We start from the raw sequence: 16,619 nt of genomic DNA on the forward strand, positions 1-16,619 counted from the left end.
GAGTTTCGAATGACTGTGTCCGACAACGGAAGAATCGATCGCTACCGCACCCGGACCGTGGTGGGCACCCCGCCGATCGAGCGCGACGACCCGACCGTCTGGGGAGAGATCGGCAGCCATGCCCTCGCCGATTTCGACGACAACGGGTTCGCCGTGGTCGACGAGCTGCTCGATCCGTACGAGGTCGGTGATGTGGCGGCCGAGATCCAGCGGATGACCAGCGATCCCGACCTGGTGCTGGACGAGCGGGTGGTCATCGAGCGCGAGTCGCACCGGGTGCGCTCCCTGTTCGAGGTGCACAAGCTCAGCGCGATGATCGCGGATCTGGTGCGCGAGAACCGGATTGCCGGTCTGGCCCGCGAGATCCTCGGCTCCGAGGTGTATCTGCATCAGACGCGGGTCAACTACATGCCCGGCTTCACCGGCACCGGCTTCTACTGGCACTCGGACTTCGAGACCTGGCACGCCGAGGACGGCATGCCGACACCGCGCGCGGTGAGCCTGTCCATCGCGCTGTCGGACAACTACCCGTTCAACGGCAGCCTCATGGTGATGCCCGGCTCGCATCGCACCTTCGTCCCGTGCCAGGGTGAGACGCCGGTCGATCATCACCGGGTTTCCCTGCGCGGCCAGGAGATCGGCGTCCCGTCGCAGGCGGCCATCACCGATCTTGCTGGTAAGCACGGCATTACGCAGTTCACCGGGCGGGCCGGATCGGCGCTGCTGTTCGACTCGAATCTGATGCACGGATCGGCGGGCAATATCACGCCGTTCCCGCGGTCGAACCTGTTCCTGGTGTTCAACAGCGTCGAGAACACGCTGCTCGATCCGTACGCCGCGCCGCATCCGCGGCCGGAGTATCTGGCCAGCCGGGATTTCACGCCGCTGGCGTGAGCGCGGGAGCGGTCGCTGATTCGTTTCGTATGTCGATGTCGTTCCATGTGGGTGCGATCACAAAACTCTCGGACATACCGTCTGAGCTGGTGATCTGCATGGATTGATCGCGCTCGATGGAACGTCGATGGTTCACCATGATTGCGCAACGTTTCATTTTCCCACTATGGTTTCCAGTGGGTCGAGAGACGGGCACGCACCGGCCGACCGGTGCGTGCCCGTTCGATTCGGCTGTGTCCCAGGGATTTCCGCGCTACCGGATCCCGCGACCACTGAGGAACCCTTGCTGCTGGACAAGATTCGCTGGACCGTCGTCGTACCCCTGCTCGCCGTGGTGACGCTCGCCGCGGTGTGGGGCCGGGAATTGTCGCTGCTGGCCGACATCCCGGTATTCGCTCTCCTGCTGGCTGCCGTGCTCGCCGCGGTGCATCACGCCGAGGTCGTGGCGCATCGCGTCGGTGAGCCGTTCGGCGCGCTGGTGCTGGCCATCGCGGTGACCGTCATCGAGGTCGGACTCATTCTGGCGCTGATGGTTTCGGCCGGCGACAAGGCCGCGCCACTGGCCCGTGACACCGTGTTCGCGGCGGTCATGATCACCTGTAACGGCATCTTCGGGATGGCCTTGCTGGTGGGGGCGTTGCGGCGGCGGGTCGCGGTCTTCAATGCCGAGGGCACGGGCGCCGCGCTGGCCACGGTGGCGACGCTGGCCACCCTCAGCCTGGTGCTGCCGACCTTCACGACCAGCGAACCCGGGCCGCACTTCTCGCCCGCGCAGCTGGCTTTCGCGGCGGTTGCCTCACTCGTGCTCTACGGCTGTTTCATCGCCATGCAGACCGTGCGGCACAAAGAAGACTTCCTGCCGGTCGAGCCGGGGACCGAGGATGCGGACGAGCAGGTCGAGCGGCCGAGCGCACGCCGGGCCTGGCTCAGTGGCGGGCTGCTGATCGCGGCCCTGGCCGGCGTGGTCGGGCTGGCGAAAGCGGTCTCCCCGGCCATCGAATCCGGTGTCGACGCGGCGGGCCTGCCGCGGTCGGCGGTCGGTGTGGTGATCGCGCTGCTGGTGCTGCTGCCCGAGGCGTTGGCCGCGGTGCGGGCGGCGCGGGGCGGCCGGGTGCAGGTCGGCCTGAATCTGGCGCTGGGCTCGGCCATGGCCAGCATCGGCCTCACGATTCCGGCGATCGCGGTCGCCTCGATCTGGCTGGACACCCCGCTGCTGCTGGGCTTGGGCGCGACCGAAATGGTGCTGCTGGCAATAACAGTCGTCGTCGGCATGCTCACCGTGGTGCCGGGGCGCGCCACGCTGTTGCAGGGCACGGTGCATCTGTCGCTCTTCGCGGCGTTCGGTTTCCTCGCGGTCGCGCCGTAGGAACGCCTAGTCCGGCATCCCCTCGGCGAGCTTGCGCCGGAACCGCCGGTTCCGGCGCTCCTCGCTGTCCGGGTGCTCACCCTCTGGCGCTCGCCGCTGCACGGCCCGCCGCTCGCGCTCCACGGCCTCCTCGAGCAACTGCAACATGGGCACCTCGGCGAGCGCGTCCTTCGTTGCAGCATGATCGACGTCGCTGCGGGTGATCAGCCCGGCCGCGATCAACCCCTCGACCGGATTCACTCCGTACGCCCGGGCCAGCTCGATGACCGTATCCGCCACCGGTGGATCCGACTCCTCCAAATGCCGTTTGATCCTGGGCCCGTTGCTGTCCAACCGCTCGGCGATGGCCCGGGTGCTGGCGCCCCGGGTTGCGGCCCGTTTCCAAGCGTCGAACGCTTGCCTCATCGCATCATCCTCGGCTCGATCGGCACGCACGCGAAACCCCAGCCTATCGAATCAAGTCGATTTCGTTCAATCGCGCAACACTGGCGTTTCAGCTCGGCGGTATCGGCGGCATTTGCCGAAGAGTGAGAACAGCCGAACGAGCACGCGCGCAGCGGGTCTCACCAGCATGTCGACCAGTCCCGGCCGATCGAAATGGCCGAGCTTGCGCATCCACTCGGGCAGCGTCGCGATGGAGGCGAACGAGAGCAGTCGCGCGCCGAGCGCACAGGTCCAGCCCCCCATGTCGCGGCGAGGTGGACAGCAGCTGTCGCATGCCGTCCTGGGCGCGCTCCGAGGTGCACAGGCGCGCGCGGATATTCGCGTAGTACTCCTGCACGCCCTCCCGAGTGACCGGCACGCCCTCCGGCTTGCAGGTCTGGAGTTCGGCCGCGATGCGGCACTGCCAATCCCCGGGAGCGCATCGAGGGTTTCGTCCAGGCCACTGTGCAGCTGCTGGTCGGCGGCCGCTGACCCACCCCTTTGGCCAATTGCAGGATCGATGCTCACTCCGATCCGGGTGCTTGTCACTCTTCCCAGCCCTGATGCCCTGATGCCCTGACGGCCGAGGCGGACCTGCGCCGGTGAGCAGGGCCTCGGCGATGGCCAGGCGCTGTTCGATGCGGTCGTAGCGGGAGTCCCGCACATCGTCGACGCAGGCGTCCGCGACCCGGCGGGTCGTGCGGGCGGCGTACCGAGCCGGCGCCGCGACATCGACGCGATCCATACGGCGACTCGCCGAAGTGCGCGTGCGGAACTCGGTCCGGGTGGCACGATGCGGGACTACTATGCCCGCATGACGGTCGGCACTGACCTGCCCAAACCCGATGCCCTCTTCGATCTCGACGTCTGGCTCCATCGTTGGCCGGCCAGTGTGTACGCCACCGAATTGCATTACGGCGTACTGGTTTTCACCGGCTGCGACCAGTTCGATGAGCGTGACGTGGAGATCGCACGGCGGACATATCCGGGGCGGCGCATCCTCATCGACGACACCGGCAAGCTCCAGGTGCATCCGGCGGGCGAGGGTCCGCCGATCTCGATCTTCGATCCCGCACACCCGCTGCGCGCTGCCCTGTAAACGGCGTCGCGGTCCTCGCGCTCACCGGACTCACTGGGGGCTGTCCTGTAGCCCGCATGTCCGGAAAGTGACCCTTGCCACAGCTGGTACAGCCGCGTACCGTGCGATTGGTACACAGATGTACCAGGCTGGGAGATGGCGCATGACCACAGTGACACTGCCCGATGGACCAACCACGCCGCCTTTCGTGCAGGGCATCGAGATCCTGGCCGGGCGCACCCGGGCCTGGCGTCGCCTGCACCAGCGCTACGGATCGGCGTTCATGGTGGCGATGCCCCGCTTCGGGCCGACCCTGGTGCTGTCGGAACCCGCCGAGGTCAAGGCGCTGTTCACCACGCACACCGATCTGGTGGACAACATCGACGCCAACCTCGGCCAATTCCTCGGCCCCGGTTCGCTTTTCGCGTTGCGCGGAGAGGAGCACCGCAAGGAGCGCAAGCTGCTCACCCCGCCGTTCCACGGGCGGCGGCTGGCGGTCTACGAATCGCTCATCGAGGAGGAGGCGGTCCGCGAGATGGCCGGCTGGCCGTCGGGGCGCGAGTTCGCGACCATGGACTCGATGATGCGGATCACCCTGAACGTGATCCTGCGCGCGGTCTTCGGTGCGGAGGGTGCGGAATTCGACCAATTGCGGACGCTGCTCCCGAAACTGGTGCTGGTCGGGTCGGCGCTGGCGGCGCTGCCGGTGCCGCGCAATCTGTTCGGGCGTTTCGGACCGTGGGCGCGGTTCGCGGCCTACCGCGCGCAGTATGACGAGATCGTCGGACGGCTCATCCGCCGCGCGGCCGCCGATCCGCAGCTCAGCGAGCGTGATGACGTGCTGGCCATGCTGCTGCAGGCCCGCTACGACGACGGTTCGGCCATGACCCACAGCGAGATCGCCGACGAATTGCTCACCCTGCTCACCGCCGGGCACGAGACAACCGCCACCTCCCTGGCCTGGACCGTCGAACGGCTACGGCGGCATCCGGACATTCTGAAGCGGCTGGTCGAGGAGAACGACGCGGGCGGCTCCGCGCTGCGCGAGGCGACCCTGCTGGAGACACAGCGGGTGCGGCCGGTCATCGACGCCACCGCGCGCAAGGTGCGGGCGGACTCGCTGCAACTGGGCCGGTGGACCCTCGCCCGCGGGCAGCACGTGATGGTGAGCATCCGGCTCATGCACGACAATCCGGAATTGTTCACCAATCCACGGGATTTCGATCCGGATCGGTTCGTCGGCGCGCGGCCGGGTACCTTCAGCTGGATTCCGTTCGGCGGCGGCGCGCGCCGGTGCATCGGGGCGGCGTTCGCGACCATGGAGATGAACGTGGTGCTGCGGGTGCTGCTGCGCGACTTCACCCTGGAGACGACCGACGCGCCGGACGAGCGCGCCCACTTCCGCGGTGTGGCGCTGGTTCCGGCGAAGAAGGGCCGGGCTGTCGTGTACCGGCGGGCGCCCCGGCCACCGATGGCGGAGACCGCCGGCCCCGCTGCGGCACAGGACGCGCGCGGCGCCGAGGTGACGGCATGAGCGAGCGAGTCGCCGAGGTCGGGCGGGGGATCACCCTCACCTACGAGCGGCAGGGAGCCGGTGTGCCGCTGCTGCTGATCGCTGGGCTCGGACAGCAGAAACATGAATGGCACGACGGGCTGATCGCGCAGCTGGTGGTGCGCGGATACGAGGTGGTGCGGTTCGACAACCGCGATGTCGGGGCCTCCACGCACGCGGGGTTCCGGCCGCCGAGCGGACTGGCCATGGCCCGGAAGCGCTGGGACGCACAGCAATACGACCTCGGCGACCTGGCCGTGGACACCGTCGGGCTGCTCGACACCCTCGGCTGGCGGTCGGCGCATCTGGTCGGCATGTCGATGGGCGGGATGATCGCGCAGACTGTCGCCGCCCGCTATCCGGAGCGCGTGTCCTCGCTGACGTCGATCTTCTCCACCACCGGTGCGGCCCGGGTCGGGCGACCGGCGCTGTCCACCTGGGCGCGCATGTTCCGCAAGCCCGCGAGCACCCGGGCGGAGCACATGGATCGCGCGGTCGGCATGTACCGGCACATCGGGTCGGCGGGATATCCGTTGGACGAGGCCAGGGTTCGCGCCACCGCCGGGACCACCTGGGACCGCGATCCGCGCCCGGCGGCGGGCGTGGGACGCCAGCTCGCCGGAATCCTGAAGTCGGGCGACCGGACCGCCGAGGTGCGCACGATCACCGCGCCGACTCTCGTCCTGCACGGCGACCGCGACCGCATGGTGAACCCGACCGGTGGCCAGGTCACCGCCGCGGCCATCCCCGGTGCGCGCCTGCACACCATCCCCGGCATGGGCCATGATCTGCCCGCCGCGCTCTGGCCCACCTTCGCCGACCTCATCGACACCCACGTCCGCACCGCCGAAACCAGGAGTTCCGATGCCCCGAACCACTAGGCCCCTGTCCGGCCGCCCGGTCATGATCACCGGCGCGGCCTCCGGAATCGGGCGGGGACTGGCCCAATTGCTTTCCCGCCGTGGGTCGCCGGTGGCCATCGCCGATATCGACGAAGACGGGTTGAAGGAGACGGCGGCCTCCCTCGGCGGGCCGGTGCTCACCCGGGTGCTGGACGTGCGCGATGCCGCCGACCAGCTGGCCTTCGCCGACGAGGTGCGTGCCTGGCTGCCCGCGCCCTTGGCGGCGGTGTTCAACAACGCCGGTGTGGCGGTGTCCTCGTCGGTGCTCGACGCCGTGCCCGAGGACGATGAATGGCTGCGGCGGATCAACTTCGACGGGGTGGTGAACGGGACCCGTGCGTTCCTGCCGATCCTGGTCGAGCAGGACACCGGCGTCATCGTCAACACCTCCAGCGTGTACGGGCTGGCGGGGATGCCGTATCAAAGCGCCTACTGCGCAGCGAAATTCGCGGTGCGCGGATTCACCGACTCACTGCGGCAGGAACTCCGGGGGACCGGCGTCTCCGCGGTCACCGTGCATCCGGGCGGGATCCGGACCAACATCGCCCGCAATGCCCGGGTGCGCAAGGACCCGGAGGGCAAGGGACGCACCCAGGCGCAGATGGCCGACGAATTCGAGGCCATCACCATGACCACGCCGGAGCAGGCGGCCGAAATCATCTGCCGCGGAGTCGAACGCGGCAAGGCGCGCATTCTGGTCGGGCCGGACGCCTACCTGTTCGACGCGCTGACCCGGGTCGCGCCGACGCATTACTTCGACGTGCTGTCGGTCATCGTGGGCGTGCTGCGCAACCGGGCCGCGAAAGGAGCGAGGAAATGACCGAACACGTGGACGTGCTGATCGTCGGGGCCGGGCTCTCGGGCATCGGGGCGGCGCATCATCTCCAGGACGCGTTCCCGGGCCGCAGCTACGCCATTCTCGAGGCGCGCGAGGCTATGGGCGGGACCTGGGATCTGTTCCGGTATCCCGGGGTGCGGTCCGACTCGGATATGCACACCCTCGGGTATCGGTTCCGGCCGTGGGTGGCGGAGGAGGCGATCGCGGACGGGCCCGCCATTCTCGGCTACATTCGCGAGACGGCCGCCGACGCGGGGATCGACCGGCGAATCCGATACGGGCACAAGGTGACCGGCGCTTCGTGGTCGTCGGAGGAGGCGTGCTGGACCGTCGGGTTCGAGCACGACGGGATGACCTCGACCATCACCTGCGCCTTCCTGTACCTGTGCAGCGGCTACTACCGCTATGAGGAGGGCTACACCCCCGAGTTCGCCGGTCTCGACGACTTCCGCGGGCAGATCGTGCATCCGCAGCACTGGCCGGCCGAACTCGATTACGCCGGAAAGCGTGTCGTGGTGATCGGCAGCGGGGCGACCGCGGTCACCCTGGTGCCGGCCATGGCCGAGAGCGCCGGGCACGTGACCATGCTGCAGCGGTCGCCGACCTACATCATGTCCGCGCCGAGCGTGGACGCCATCGCCACCAAGCTGCGCGGGTGGTTCGGGACACGCCGGGCGTACACCATCACGCGGTGGAAGAACGTCGCCGTCGGCACGCTGATCTATCAGCTCAGCCAGCGGCGGCCGCAGATGATGCGCAAGTTCTTCCGGGAGCAGACCATCAAACAGCTGCCCGAGGGCTACGACGTCGACACGCATTTCAAACCGACCTACAACCCTTGGGATCAGCGGCTGTGCCTGGTCCCGGACGGGGATCTGTTCCGGTCCATCCGGGACGGCCGGGCCTCGGTGGTGACCGACCGCATCGAGCGGTTCACCGCGGACGGGGTACGGCTGGAATCCGGGGAGGAACTGCCGGCCGACATCGTGGTGACCGCCACCGGGCTGGACCTGCTGGCGCTCGGCGGCATCACGCTGACGGTCGACGGGCGGGAGATCCAGCCGCCGGACACCATGGCCTACAAGGGCATGATGCTCAGCGGCGTCCCCAACCTCGCCTTCACCATCGGGTACACCAACGCGTCCTGGACGCTCAAGGCCGACCTGGTCGCCGAGTTCACCTGCCGGTTGTTGCGGCACATGGACATTCACGGGTACTCGCAGGCCACGCCGTGGCCGGATCCCACGGTGACCACCGCGCCGCTGCTCGACTTCCAGGCCGGGTACGTGCTGCGGTCCATGGACCGGTTCCCCAGGGCCGGATCGCGGGCGCCGTGGCGGTTGGGCATGAACTACGCCCAGGATGTGATCACCTTGCGGCACGGGCGAATCGAGGACGGCACCATCCGCTTCGGGCGCCCGGTCCGCACCGCGGCCGCGGCCGAACGCGGCCCCGAACAGGTGACCGCCTGACCCCGGAAACTACGCTGATGCTCGTGACTCGCGCCGACACCGCCGCCAGCGCCGAACCCGCCACCGACACCGGGTTCCGGCGGCGGCTGCTGGATGCCATGGCCGACGCGGTCCGCGAGCGCGGCTACCGCGACACCACCGTCGCCGACGTGGTCCGCCTCGCGCGGACCTCGCGGCGGACGTTCTACGAGCACTTCGCCGACAAGCAGGACTGCTTCGTGGCACTGCTCACCGAACGCAACAACGACACCGTGCGGCGGATCTACGCGGCCGTGGATCCGACCGCGCCCTGGGACACCCAGATCCATCAGGCCATCGAGGCGTGGATAGGGGCCTCGCGCGAGGACACCTCGATCACGCTGGCCTGGATTCGCGACACCCCGGCGCTGGGGGAGCGGGCGCGGCAGCTGCACCGGGAGGCGGCCGAGTCGTTCATCACGCTCATCCAGGACCTCACCGCCACATCGGGTTTCCAGCGCGCGGGCCTGCATCCGCCGACCCGGCAGATGGCGACCATCCTCTACGGCGGGTTCCGCGAACTCATCGCGTCCACCGTGGAGGATGGGCGCGATGTCATCGAAATCGTCGATGTGGCAGTCGAAACCGCGCTGGCGCTGGTCGGGCCCCGGTACCAGGGGTAGCGGTCAGTCGTTCTTGGGGCGGGCGCGGAAGTGGGCGCGTTCGCCCTGTTTGCCGAAGAGACTGAGGAATTCGACCGGTTCGTCGTCGGCGGCGCCGAACCAATGCGGTTCCCGGGTGTCGAATTCGGCGGCCTCGCCCGGATGCAGGATCAGGTCGTGGGGGCCGAGAATCATCCGGAGCCGGCCGCTGAGGACATACAGCCACTCGTAGCCCTCGTGGGTTTGCGGATTGGGTTCGGAGCGACCGGATTTCGGGCCCAGCACGATCTTGAACGCCTGGATGCCGCCGACGCGGCGGGTCAGCGGCAGCATCTGCATGCCGCCGCGGATGACGGGCCGCATGTGCACGCGCGGGTCGCCGGTGAGCGGGGCGTTCACCAGTTCGTCCAGGGTGACATTGTGGGCGCGGGCCAGGGGGAGCAGCTGCTCCAGGGTGGGCCGGCGCGCACCGGACTCCAGGCGGGACAGCGTGCTCACCGAGATGCCGGTCTCGGCGGACAGCTCCGCCAGCGTGGTTTCGCGCTGTTTGCGCAGCTCACGCAGTCGTAATCCCACCCCTTCCAGGGCTCTGTCGATATCCTCGGTCATGAATTCAGTTTGCCACATCGGCAAAGAAGGTTGCCAGGATCGCGGCCGGGTCCGCATGGTCGTGGGCAGGAGGTGGTCATCAATGACCGATCAGCTGAACAGCAGCTATGACGTGGTGGTAGTCGGCGGCGGCGCGGCCGGCCTGAACGGGGCGCTCATGCTCGCCCGGGCCCGCCGCTCGGTGGTCGTGATCGACGCGGGCAGCCCGCGCAACGCGCCCGCCGACGGCGTGCACGGCTTGTTCGCCCGCGAAGGGGTGCCGCCCGCGGAACTGCTGGCGCGCGGGCGAGAAGAGGTACGAGGCTATGGCGGACACGTGGTGCCGGGCGAGGTGACCGGAATCTCCGCGGACGGTGCGGAATTCGTCGTAACCCTGGCCGACGGCCGCACTGTGCGCGCCCGCCGGCTCCTGATCACCTCGGGCCTGGTCGACGAACTGCCCGACATCCCCGGTCTCCGCGACCGCTGGGGCCACGACGTGATCCACTGCCCGTACTGCCACGGCTGGGAGGTCCAGGACCGCCCGATCGGTGTTCTCGGTTTCGGCCCCATGGGAATTCACCTCGCCCTGCTGTTCCGCCAGTGGAGCGATGACGTGGTGTACTTCGCCCACACCAACACCCCACCCACCGAAGAGGAATCGGAACAGCTGGCGGCCAGGGGAATTCACGTCGTCACCGGCGAGATCGACGCCGTGGAGATCACGGACGACCATGTCTCCGGAGTCTGCCTCTCCGACGGCACCGTGGTCCCGCGCGAGATCCTGGCCGCCCCGAGCCGCATGGTCGCCCGCACCACCTTCCTCGCCGACCTCGGCCTGACCCCGACCCTCCACCCCACCGGCGCAGGCGAATACATCCCCGCCGACCCCACCGGCCGCACCGAAATCCCCGGCGTCTGGGCAGCGGGCAACGTCACCGACATCTCCGCCCAGGTAGGCAACTCCGCCGCCGGCGGCGCCATGGCCGGCGCCCACATCAACGCCGACCTGGTCACCGAAGAAACCCGCCTCGCCGTCGAAGCCCAGCGGGCGCTCGCCAACGCTTGATCGGGAGGCCGGACCGGCCCCGCTGGTCCGGCCTACTCGGTGAATATCGCCGGGAGCGCACCGAACCGCAGCGCGGCCGCCAGATTCTCGGCCGTCTCCTTGGAGAAGTTCCCGGAGATCAGCGTCTGATTCCCGTTGGTCGCGCCTTCGATGACCGGTGCGGACAAAACCTGCGAATCCAGTTCGAATGCGAACTGCTTCCCGATGTTCGCGGCGGTGCAGCTGTCGAACGCGGTGGCCCCGCGATCGGTTAGCGATACGGTCACCACATGCTGTGCCGACCGACTGTCCAACCCGCCCTTCGCATCCGAGATCTCCTGTCCGTCGATCTCCGACGGCCCGAGGACATGAATGGTGTCGCCTTTTGTCGAACAGGTCACCAGCGGATCGCCCGGCGAACTAACTGCATGAGCAGTGCAATTTGTTAGGGTGAAGGCGAATCGACGGCTGTCGCCCACAGGAGGGTAGAGATGGCGGATCTGACCCCACGCGTCGCGGCCTGGCAGCGAGCGGGCACCTTCGAGCAGGTCGGACGCCACCGGATCTTCGTCCGCGAACGGGAGGGCTCCAGGGATCTGCCGCCGTTGCTGCTTCTGCACGGCTATCCGTCCAGCTCCTACGACTGGCGGGACGCCTTCGACTCGATCGACGGTCACCGCCTGCTCACCTTCGACTTCCTCGGCTTCGGGCTGTCCGACAAGCCGCGAGATGTGCAGTACTCGTTGCGCATTCAAGCCGATATCGCCGAGGAGCTCGCGCAGCGGTACTCGGGCGAACCCGTCGTCATGGTGTCCCACGACATGGGCAGCTCGGTCGCCACCGAACTGCTCGCCCGCGACATCGATGGAACACTGTCGTTCACGCTGAAATCGGCTCTGCTGTTCAATGCGAGCCTGGTCCGCGAAAAGGCCAGCCTGCTGCTCGGGCAGAAACTCCTGCTGAGCCGTCTCGGCCCGCTTGTCACCCGGGCGATGAGCGAATTCTCCTTCCGTCGCTCATTCGGCAGCATCTTCTCCGCGGCACATCCCCTCACCGCTGAGGAAGCAGCCGACCAATGGTCGTTGCTGTACCACAACGGCGGTCATCGCATGCTCGACAAACTCATCTACTACAACCACGAACGGGTCACACCCCCGACTGCCGCACGCTGGCACAATGCAATACGCACCTGGCTGGGCCCACTGGAACTCGGCTGGGCGGGTCTGGACCCCATCTGTACCGAGGCCGTACTGCAGGCAATTCTGAACCTCAGGCCGAACACACCGGTAACTCGGCTGCCGGGTCTGGGGCATTACCCCCAAATAGAAGACCCCAAGCCCGTATACGAGCTCATCCAGCGACACGCCGCGTAAAGCTGAGCCAGCTCCTCGGGCCGGTCGGTCGGAACCCGCGTCATCGTGATTCGCTCGGCTGCACCAAATGACGGGTGAGTGCGTGAACGAGCCGTTCGAGCCACTCTCGAACGGTGCCGGTCACCCCTGGATTGTGCTGCTGGAATCTGTCCCAGTTCACCCTCCAGGCCAAGATATCGTCGGCCTCGAAATCGTCTGCGGCTTCCCCGAGTACGCGGCGCAGTAGTGACCAGCTGAGCTGAATACGCGGCGATTCCGCCAAAAGCACGGCGTCGTAGAGATCCTTACCGGCCCCGCCCGCACGGCTATCGCCATACTCATCGCTCTCGCTCGAATCGGTATAGAGCCACAACAGTTTCCATGCCAGCGATACCTCCGGGCTCGCGGTGACGCACGGAGTGGCCGCGTGCCCGTCGCCTCGCGGCACGAGTGTCCAGACGGGGGAGTCGGGCAGCGATTGGTCGGCGGCGAAATCCAATTGCACTTCGCCCGCCATTGTCTCGGGGCCGATCGTGTACCACGGCACCCGAACTCGTAGACCTGGCGTGTCGTAATAGTCGAGCGAGTAGCCGCCATCCGTCCCGCCGTCGATACCGCCGGCGTCGAGAACCACACCCGCCGACCCTTCCGGCCGCTCCCGAATGGTCTCGGTCAGCGAGTCCAGCAGCGGACTCCAGGTGTGATTCTCGCTGTAGTCGTCCGGATCCACCCAGTGCAACCCCTCCGGAGGCAGGATCGGCCGCAGCCCGAACGACTCGAATTCCTCGTCCTCCCACATCTCGTCGCTCACCGCCCCGAACGCGGCCTCGGGCCAATGCTGCACCCACGACAAATCGTCGACAAAGGGGAACGGATCGGCTGGATCGGTGAACGCGACCTCGCTGGGTTCCGGCACGATCCAATCCAGATCGCCCGGCGCTCGCGCCGCATCGCCCACCCAGGCCGCCATCGTCATACTGCCCCGCAGCACGAGTCCCCGTCCCCATGGCGACTCGGCGATCAACGCCAGCATGTGATCCAACGCCGCCCGCTGAGCGACACGAAACCCTGGAGTCCTCTCCACACCTCCGACGCTAGAACAAGGGTGTGACAGACCCGCCCGACGCAATCCCGTTGGCGGACGACCGGATTGCCGGGCGTCGTCATCTGGCTCAACCGTTCTGATCCCGCACTATGCCTGTGGAATTGAAAAACGCCGCCAGACGGCCGAAAGTGCGAGATGCGTCCGGCTCTCCGGTGTTCGGCGTTACGGCGCGCGGGGTGGTGTTCGTCTGACGGCCCGGACGGGGCGATCAGCGTCTGATCGAGATATTTGCACGCCGCTGACAGGCCCCGACGGTCGGTAAGGACTAACGTTGATCGTTATGTCGAGCAGGGACATTGTGGTGACGGTGGGTGAGGATGATTGGCTCACGTTGCGCGATGCGGCGGAATGCGCGGGGATGAGCGTGGAGGCTTACGTTTCGTGGGGCGTTCGGGTGCTGGCACTGCAGGCCCGGCCCGGCGGCGTGAAACAGGGCGGGCGCGAGGGCAGTCCGCGGGCGGGCAGACGCGCCGCCGAACTCCCGGACGAATCGGAATCGGCCGTGTGGACCGAAACCTTCACTCAGCGTCTGTCGCATCGCGCCGAGCGCCAAAAGGACTGATCGGGAGCCACGGCCAGATCCTGGTAGACCGTCTCCACCACAGCTGGCATCGGCGATCACCCCTGGCGACATCGACTGAGCGGACGCACGGTCGGGGCTCACCGAGCGTATGGACGATCTCGTCGCATCGGGGCGGATATGGGAAACACCGCTATCGTGGGATCGGTGACCCGCCTTGGAATCCGCGTGTTGAAGGTGTTTCCCGTTGTCGCGCTGTGCGCCGTGGCCGTCGGCTGTACCGAAACTTCGCACACCGCGCATTCCTCCGAGAAGGCCCGGCCCGTGCCGACCGGTTCACTCGACACGCTGGGGATCACGACCCAGGTGACCACGACCACCCCGGCGATGGTGACCACCACGGCGGCAGCGCCGCAGCCCGCGCCGGTCCAGCCCGCGCTCACCGCGGACGATGCCCGCTACACCGTTCGCCGCTACCTGTCGCGCTGGATCGGGCAGCCTCTCCAGCCCGATGACACCGAGGGCAAGTATCCGCTCGTCTGCGCGGGTTCGGTCCTGGCCAACAACCCCGGAAGACTCACCGGCACAACGGCGTTCGACTCCGACCACATGACCGCCCGCACCGGCGACACCGGCGCGGACGTGACCGTCCCGGTGACGAATTCCTCCGCCGTCACCACCACGCTCACCTTCACCCTGCGGGCCGCGACCCAGGGCTACTGCATCGTGGACATCGCGAGCTGACCCATCGGCCGCCCCGAACGCTTCAGGAACTCCCGTGCCAGTTCCCGATACTGTTCCGCGCCACGGGATTTGGGCGCCCACGCGGTGAGCGGCTCACCCGCGATGGTGGAGTCCGGGAACCGCACGGTCCGTGAGATCACCGTGTCGTACAACTCGTCGCCGAAGGTCTCCGCCACCCGATCCCGTACCTGCCGGGAGTGCAGCAGCCGTGGATCGAACATGGTGACCACGATGCCCGACAGTTCGAGTCGCGGATTGAGCCGTTCGCGCACCTTCTCCATGGTGTCGTTGAGCAGCGCGAGCCCGCGCAACGAGAAGTATTCGCACTCCATGGGAATGATGACCCCGTCCGCGCAGGCGAGCGCGTTCACGGTGAGCAGGCTCAGCGACGGCTGGCAGTCGATGAGGATGTAGTCGTAGCGATCCCGGATCGGATCCAGCACCCGGGCCAGGGAATGCTCGCGCCCGACCTCGTTGACGAGCTGGATCTCGGCCGCCGACAGATCGATATTGCTGGGCAGTAGATGCAGATTGGTGACGCTGGTCTTGATCAGCACGTCGTCGATGGGCGGCGCGTTCCGGCCGAGCAGGTCGTAGACGGTGAGTTCGAGATCGTGGTGCGCGACGCCCAGCGCCGCCGACAGCGCCCCCTGCGGATCGAGGTCCACCAGCAGCACCCGCAGCCCGCACTCGGCAAGCGCGGCACCCAGATTGACCGTCGAGGTGGTCTTCCCGACACCGCCCTTCTGATTGCACAGCGCAATCACCTGGGCTTGGTCTCCGGTCGCCCCGGCCTCCCCAACAGCATTGTTTGCCGACATTTCGCCAGCCTAACCTGTCACGTGGCGGATCGGTCGGACCCTCTCCGGAGCCTTTTTCACTTCCGTGATCGTGCCCAAGTGCGGGGATGGTCGGGTGCCGCGTGGCGAACCCGCATGTCGTACAAGGGGTGAACCAGTCTCACGCTGCTCGTTAGCCACACGCCGATGGGGCGGGGTAGTCGACGACGGCCCCGCCCCATCGAAATCCGGATCAACCGGGCAAATCACTTGTCCGGCAGGACCAGGATCTTCACGTGCTCCTCCGGATCGCGCAGCGCCGTGAACGCGTCCGCCACCCCGTCCAGCCCGACCCGGCCGGTGATCAAGGCTTCGGCGTCGATGACTCCGGATGCCAGTCGCTCCAGCGTGATCTCGTACGCGTTCTCGTACGGCCCGTGCCCGAAATTGACGGCGATCCGCCGGAACTGCCCGACCACGGGAATGATCGGCTCGTCCGCGAACGGCGCCGCCACCACCTGGATCCGCGAATTGAACGGCATGGTCCGCATGAGCGTGCCGAGAATCCCCGCGCGCCCGCTGCATTCGTAGGCGATGAGAATCCCGGTCCCCGAATGGCCCACCACGCTGTCCTGCTGCGCGACCGCCGTCATCCACGCCTCGATCGGATCCTGCTCGCTCGGGTCCACCACGATGTCCGCGCCGACGGCCCGCGCGAGCTCCCGCCGCTTGGGCGAGGGCTCCGACGCCACCACCAGCCGCGCCCCGTGCGCCTTGGCCGCGATGATCGCGCCCAGCCCGATGGTGCCGCAGCCGATCACCAGCGCCGAATCCGCGCCGGTGAGACCGGATTGCTGCACATGCATCTCGCCGACGTGCAGCGGCTCGGCCAGCGTCGCGTGCTCGAGCGAGAGCCCCTCGGGCACCTGCCGCACCCAGAACGCGTCCACCACGATGCTCTCGCCGAACGCCCCGTGATAGTCGTTCGAATACCCGATGATCGTCGGAATGCCGGTGGCCGCCTCGGTCGCCAGCCCGATCCCGGCGACGCGGTCGCCGACCGCGAAATCCGTGACCTCGGAGCCGATTTCGGTGACGGTGCCCGCGTACTCGTGCCCGAGCACGACCGGCCGCTCGGTGTCGAAGGTGGCCAGCGGATACCCGCTGTCCGCCGCCACCTGAACGAACCGGCACGGATCCTTCGACATGGACAGGTCGCTGCCGCAGATGCCGCAGGCGGCCACCGCGATGCGCAGCTGTCCCGGTCCCAGCGCGGGCGGCTCGGCCACCTCGGCGGGAGTGAACTGGCCGTTCAGAAACTGTGTCGCGCGCATGGGA

19 protein-coding genes are annotated in these 16,619 nt (G+C 67.7%); 12 read left to right on the top strand and 7 right to left on the bottom strand.

Annotated features, from left to right (window positions below):
- Positions 1-9: 9 nt before the first annotated feature.
- Both thpD and ON33_RS35005 read left to right on the top strand, forming a co-directional pair.
- A complete protein-coding gene (gene thpD, locus ON33_RS35000; protein ID WP_040863441.1) occupies positions 10-894 on the top strand; it encodes an ectoine hydroxylase in 885 nt (294 codons plus the stop codon).
- Between the two features lie 286 nt (positions 895-1,180).
- Entirely contained in the window at positions 1,181-2,260 is a 1,080-nt protein-coding gene (locus tag ON33_RS35005) for a calcium:cation antiporter (protein ID WP_245551109.1), read from the top strand.
- A gap of 6 nt (positions 2,261-2,266) precedes the next feature.
- Here ON33_RS35005 and ON33_RS35010 read toward each other — a convergent pair whose 3' ends face one another.
- Positions 2,267-2,665 (bottom strand): hypothetical protein, encoded by a 399-nt coding sequence (locus tag ON33_RS35010; RefSeq protein WP_157184906.1) that lies wholly within the window; start codon positions 2,663-2,665, stop codon positions 2,267-2,269.
- A 66-nt stretch (positions 2,666-2,731) separates the two neighbouring features.
- Entirely contained in the window at positions 2,732-2,947 is a 216-nt protein-coding gene (locus ON33_RS38880; protein WP_051153351.1) for a hypothetical protein, read from the bottom strand.
- Between the two features lie 550 nt (positions 2,948-3,497).
- Here ON33_RS38880 and ON33_RS35020 point away from each other — a divergent pair.
- The 6 genes from ON33_RS35020 (at position 3,498) to ON33_RS35045 (ending at position 9,166) form a co-directional block, all read left to right on the top strand.
- The gene (locus tag ON33_RS35020) at positions 3,498-3,782 is read left to right on the top strand and encodes a hypothetical protein (protein ID WP_040863528.1); all 285 of its coding nucleotides are present in this window, start codon (positions 3,498-3,500) and stop codon (positions 3,780-3,782) included.
- Between the two features lie 142 nt (positions 3,783-3,924).
- Positions 3,925-5,295: a cytochrome P450 gene (locus ON33_RS35025; RefSeq protein WP_083869541.1), complete on the top strand. Its 1,371-nt coding sequence runs from the start codon at positions 3,925-3,927 to the stop codon at positions 5,293-5,295.
- Positions 5,292-6,194: an alpha/beta fold hydrolase gene (locus tag ON33_RS35030; protein ID WP_040863444.1), complete on the top strand. Its 903-nt coding sequence runs from the start codon at positions 5,292-5,294 to the stop codon at positions 6,192-6,194. The genes ON33_RS35025 and ON33_RS35030 overlap by 4 nt, the downstream gene beginning before the upstream one ends.
- Entirely contained in the window at positions 6,178-7,035 is an 858-nt protein-coding gene (locus ON33_RS35035) for an SDR family NAD(P)-dependent oxidoreductase (RefSeq protein ID WP_040863445.1), read from the top strand. Before ON33_RS35030 ends, ON33_RS35035 begins: the two co-directional genes overlap by 17 nt.
- A complete protein-coding gene (locus ON33_RS35040) occupies positions 7,032-8,525 on the top strand; it encodes a flavin-containing monooxygenase (RefSeq protein ID WP_040863446.1) in 1,494 nt (497 codons plus the stop codon). The genes ON33_RS35035 and ON33_RS35040 overlap by 4 nt, the downstream gene beginning before the upstream one ends.
- 17 nt (positions 8,526-8,542) lie before the next feature.
- The gene (locus tag ON33_RS35045; RefSeq protein WP_083869542.1) at positions 8,543-9,166 is read left to right on the top strand and encodes a TetR/AcrR family transcriptional regulator; all 624 of its coding nucleotides are present in this window, start codon (positions 8,543-8,545) and stop codon (positions 9,164-9,166) included.
- 3 nt (positions 9,167-9,169) lie between these two features.
- Here the strand turns inward: ON33_RS35045 and ON33_RS35050 are convergent, their stop codons facing one another.
- Positions 9,170-9,754: a helix-turn-helix domain-containing protein gene (locus ON33_RS35050; RefSeq protein ID WP_085996891.1), complete on the bottom strand. Its 585-nt coding sequence runs from the start codon at positions 9,752-9,754 to the stop codon at positions 9,170-9,172.
- A gap of 82 nt (positions 9,755-9,836) precedes the next feature.
- Here ON33_RS35050 and ON33_RS35055 point away from each other — a divergent pair, with 82 nt between their 5' ends.
- Positions 9,837-10,802 carry an NAD(P)/FAD-dependent oxidoreductase gene (locus ON33_RS35055; RefSeq protein WP_040863448.1) on the top strand — a complete coding sequence of 322 codons (966 nt, stop codon included), beginning with the start codon at positions 9,837-9,839 and terminating at the stop codon, positions 10,800-10,802.
- A gap of 32 nt (positions 10,803-10,834) precedes the next feature.
- Here the strand turns inward: ON33_RS35055 and ON33_RS35060 are convergent, their stop codons facing one another.
- Complete coding sequence (locus tag ON33_RS35060; RefSeq protein ID WP_040863449.1) at positions 10,835-11,182, bottom strand: SecDF P1 head subdomain-containing protein; 348 nt, start codon at positions 11,180-11,182, stop codon at positions 10,835-10,837.
- Positions 11,183-11,272: 90 nt separating this feature from the next.
- Here ON33_RS35060 and ON33_RS35065 point away from each other — a divergent pair, with 90 nt between their 5' ends.
- A complete protein-coding gene (locus ON33_RS35065) occupies positions 11,273-12,154 on the top strand; it encodes an alpha/beta fold hydrolase (protein ID WP_040863450.1) in 882 nt (293 codons plus the stop codon).
- Between the two features lie 40 nt (positions 12,155-12,194).
- On the opposite strand, the gene ON33_RS35070 is transcribed toward ON33_RS35065, so the two are convergent.
- The gene (locus ON33_RS35070; protein WP_218001559.1) at positions 12,195-13,217 is read right to left on the bottom strand and encodes a nucleotidyl transferase AbiEii/AbiGii toxin family protein; all 1,023 of its coding nucleotides are present in this window, start codon (positions 13,215-13,217) and stop codon (positions 12,195-12,197) included.
- A gap of 301 nt (positions 13,218-13,518) precedes the next feature.
- On the opposite strand from ON33_RS35070, the gene ON33_RS35075 reads away from it, so the two are divergent.
- Together ON33_RS35075 and ON33_RS38885 are read left to right on the top strand one after the other, a co-directional pair.
- Positions 13,519-13,800, top strand: coding sequence for a hypothetical protein (locus ON33_RS35075; RefSeq protein WP_040863451.1), 282 nt, complete (start codon positions 13,519-13,521; stop codon positions 13,798-13,800).
- Positions 13,801-13,965: 165 nt separating this feature from the next.
- Positions 13,966-14,502, top strand: a complete 537-nt coding sequence (locus tag ON33_RS38885) for a hypothetical protein (RefSeq protein WP_157184907.1) — start codon at positions 13,966-13,968, stop codon at positions 14,500-14,502.
- On the opposite strand, the gene ON33_RS35085 is transcribed toward ON33_RS38885, so the two are convergent.
- On the bottom strand, positions 14,475-15,323 hold the full coding sequence (locus ON33_RS35085) for a ParA family protein (protein ID WP_051153356.1): 849 nt from the start codon (positions 15,321-15,323) through the stop codon (positions 14,475-14,477). The genes ON33_RS38885 and ON33_RS35085 overlap by 28 nt on opposite strands.
- A gap of 224 nt (positions 15,324-15,547) precedes the next feature.
- Complete coding sequence (locus ON33_RS35090; RefSeq protein ID WP_040863452.1) at positions 15,548-16,615, bottom strand: alcohol dehydrogenase catalytic domain-containing protein; 1,068 nt, start codon at positions 16,613-16,615, stop codon at positions 15,548-15,550.
- Positions 16,616-16,619: the final 4 nt, after the last annotated feature.

It is taken from the genome of Nocardia niigatensis NBRC 100131 (assembly GCF_000308655.1).
In the GTDB taxonomy this organism is placed as follows: domain Bacteria; phylum Actinomycetota; class Actinomycetes; order Mycobacteriales; family Mycobacteriaceae; genus Nocardia; species Nocardia niigatensis.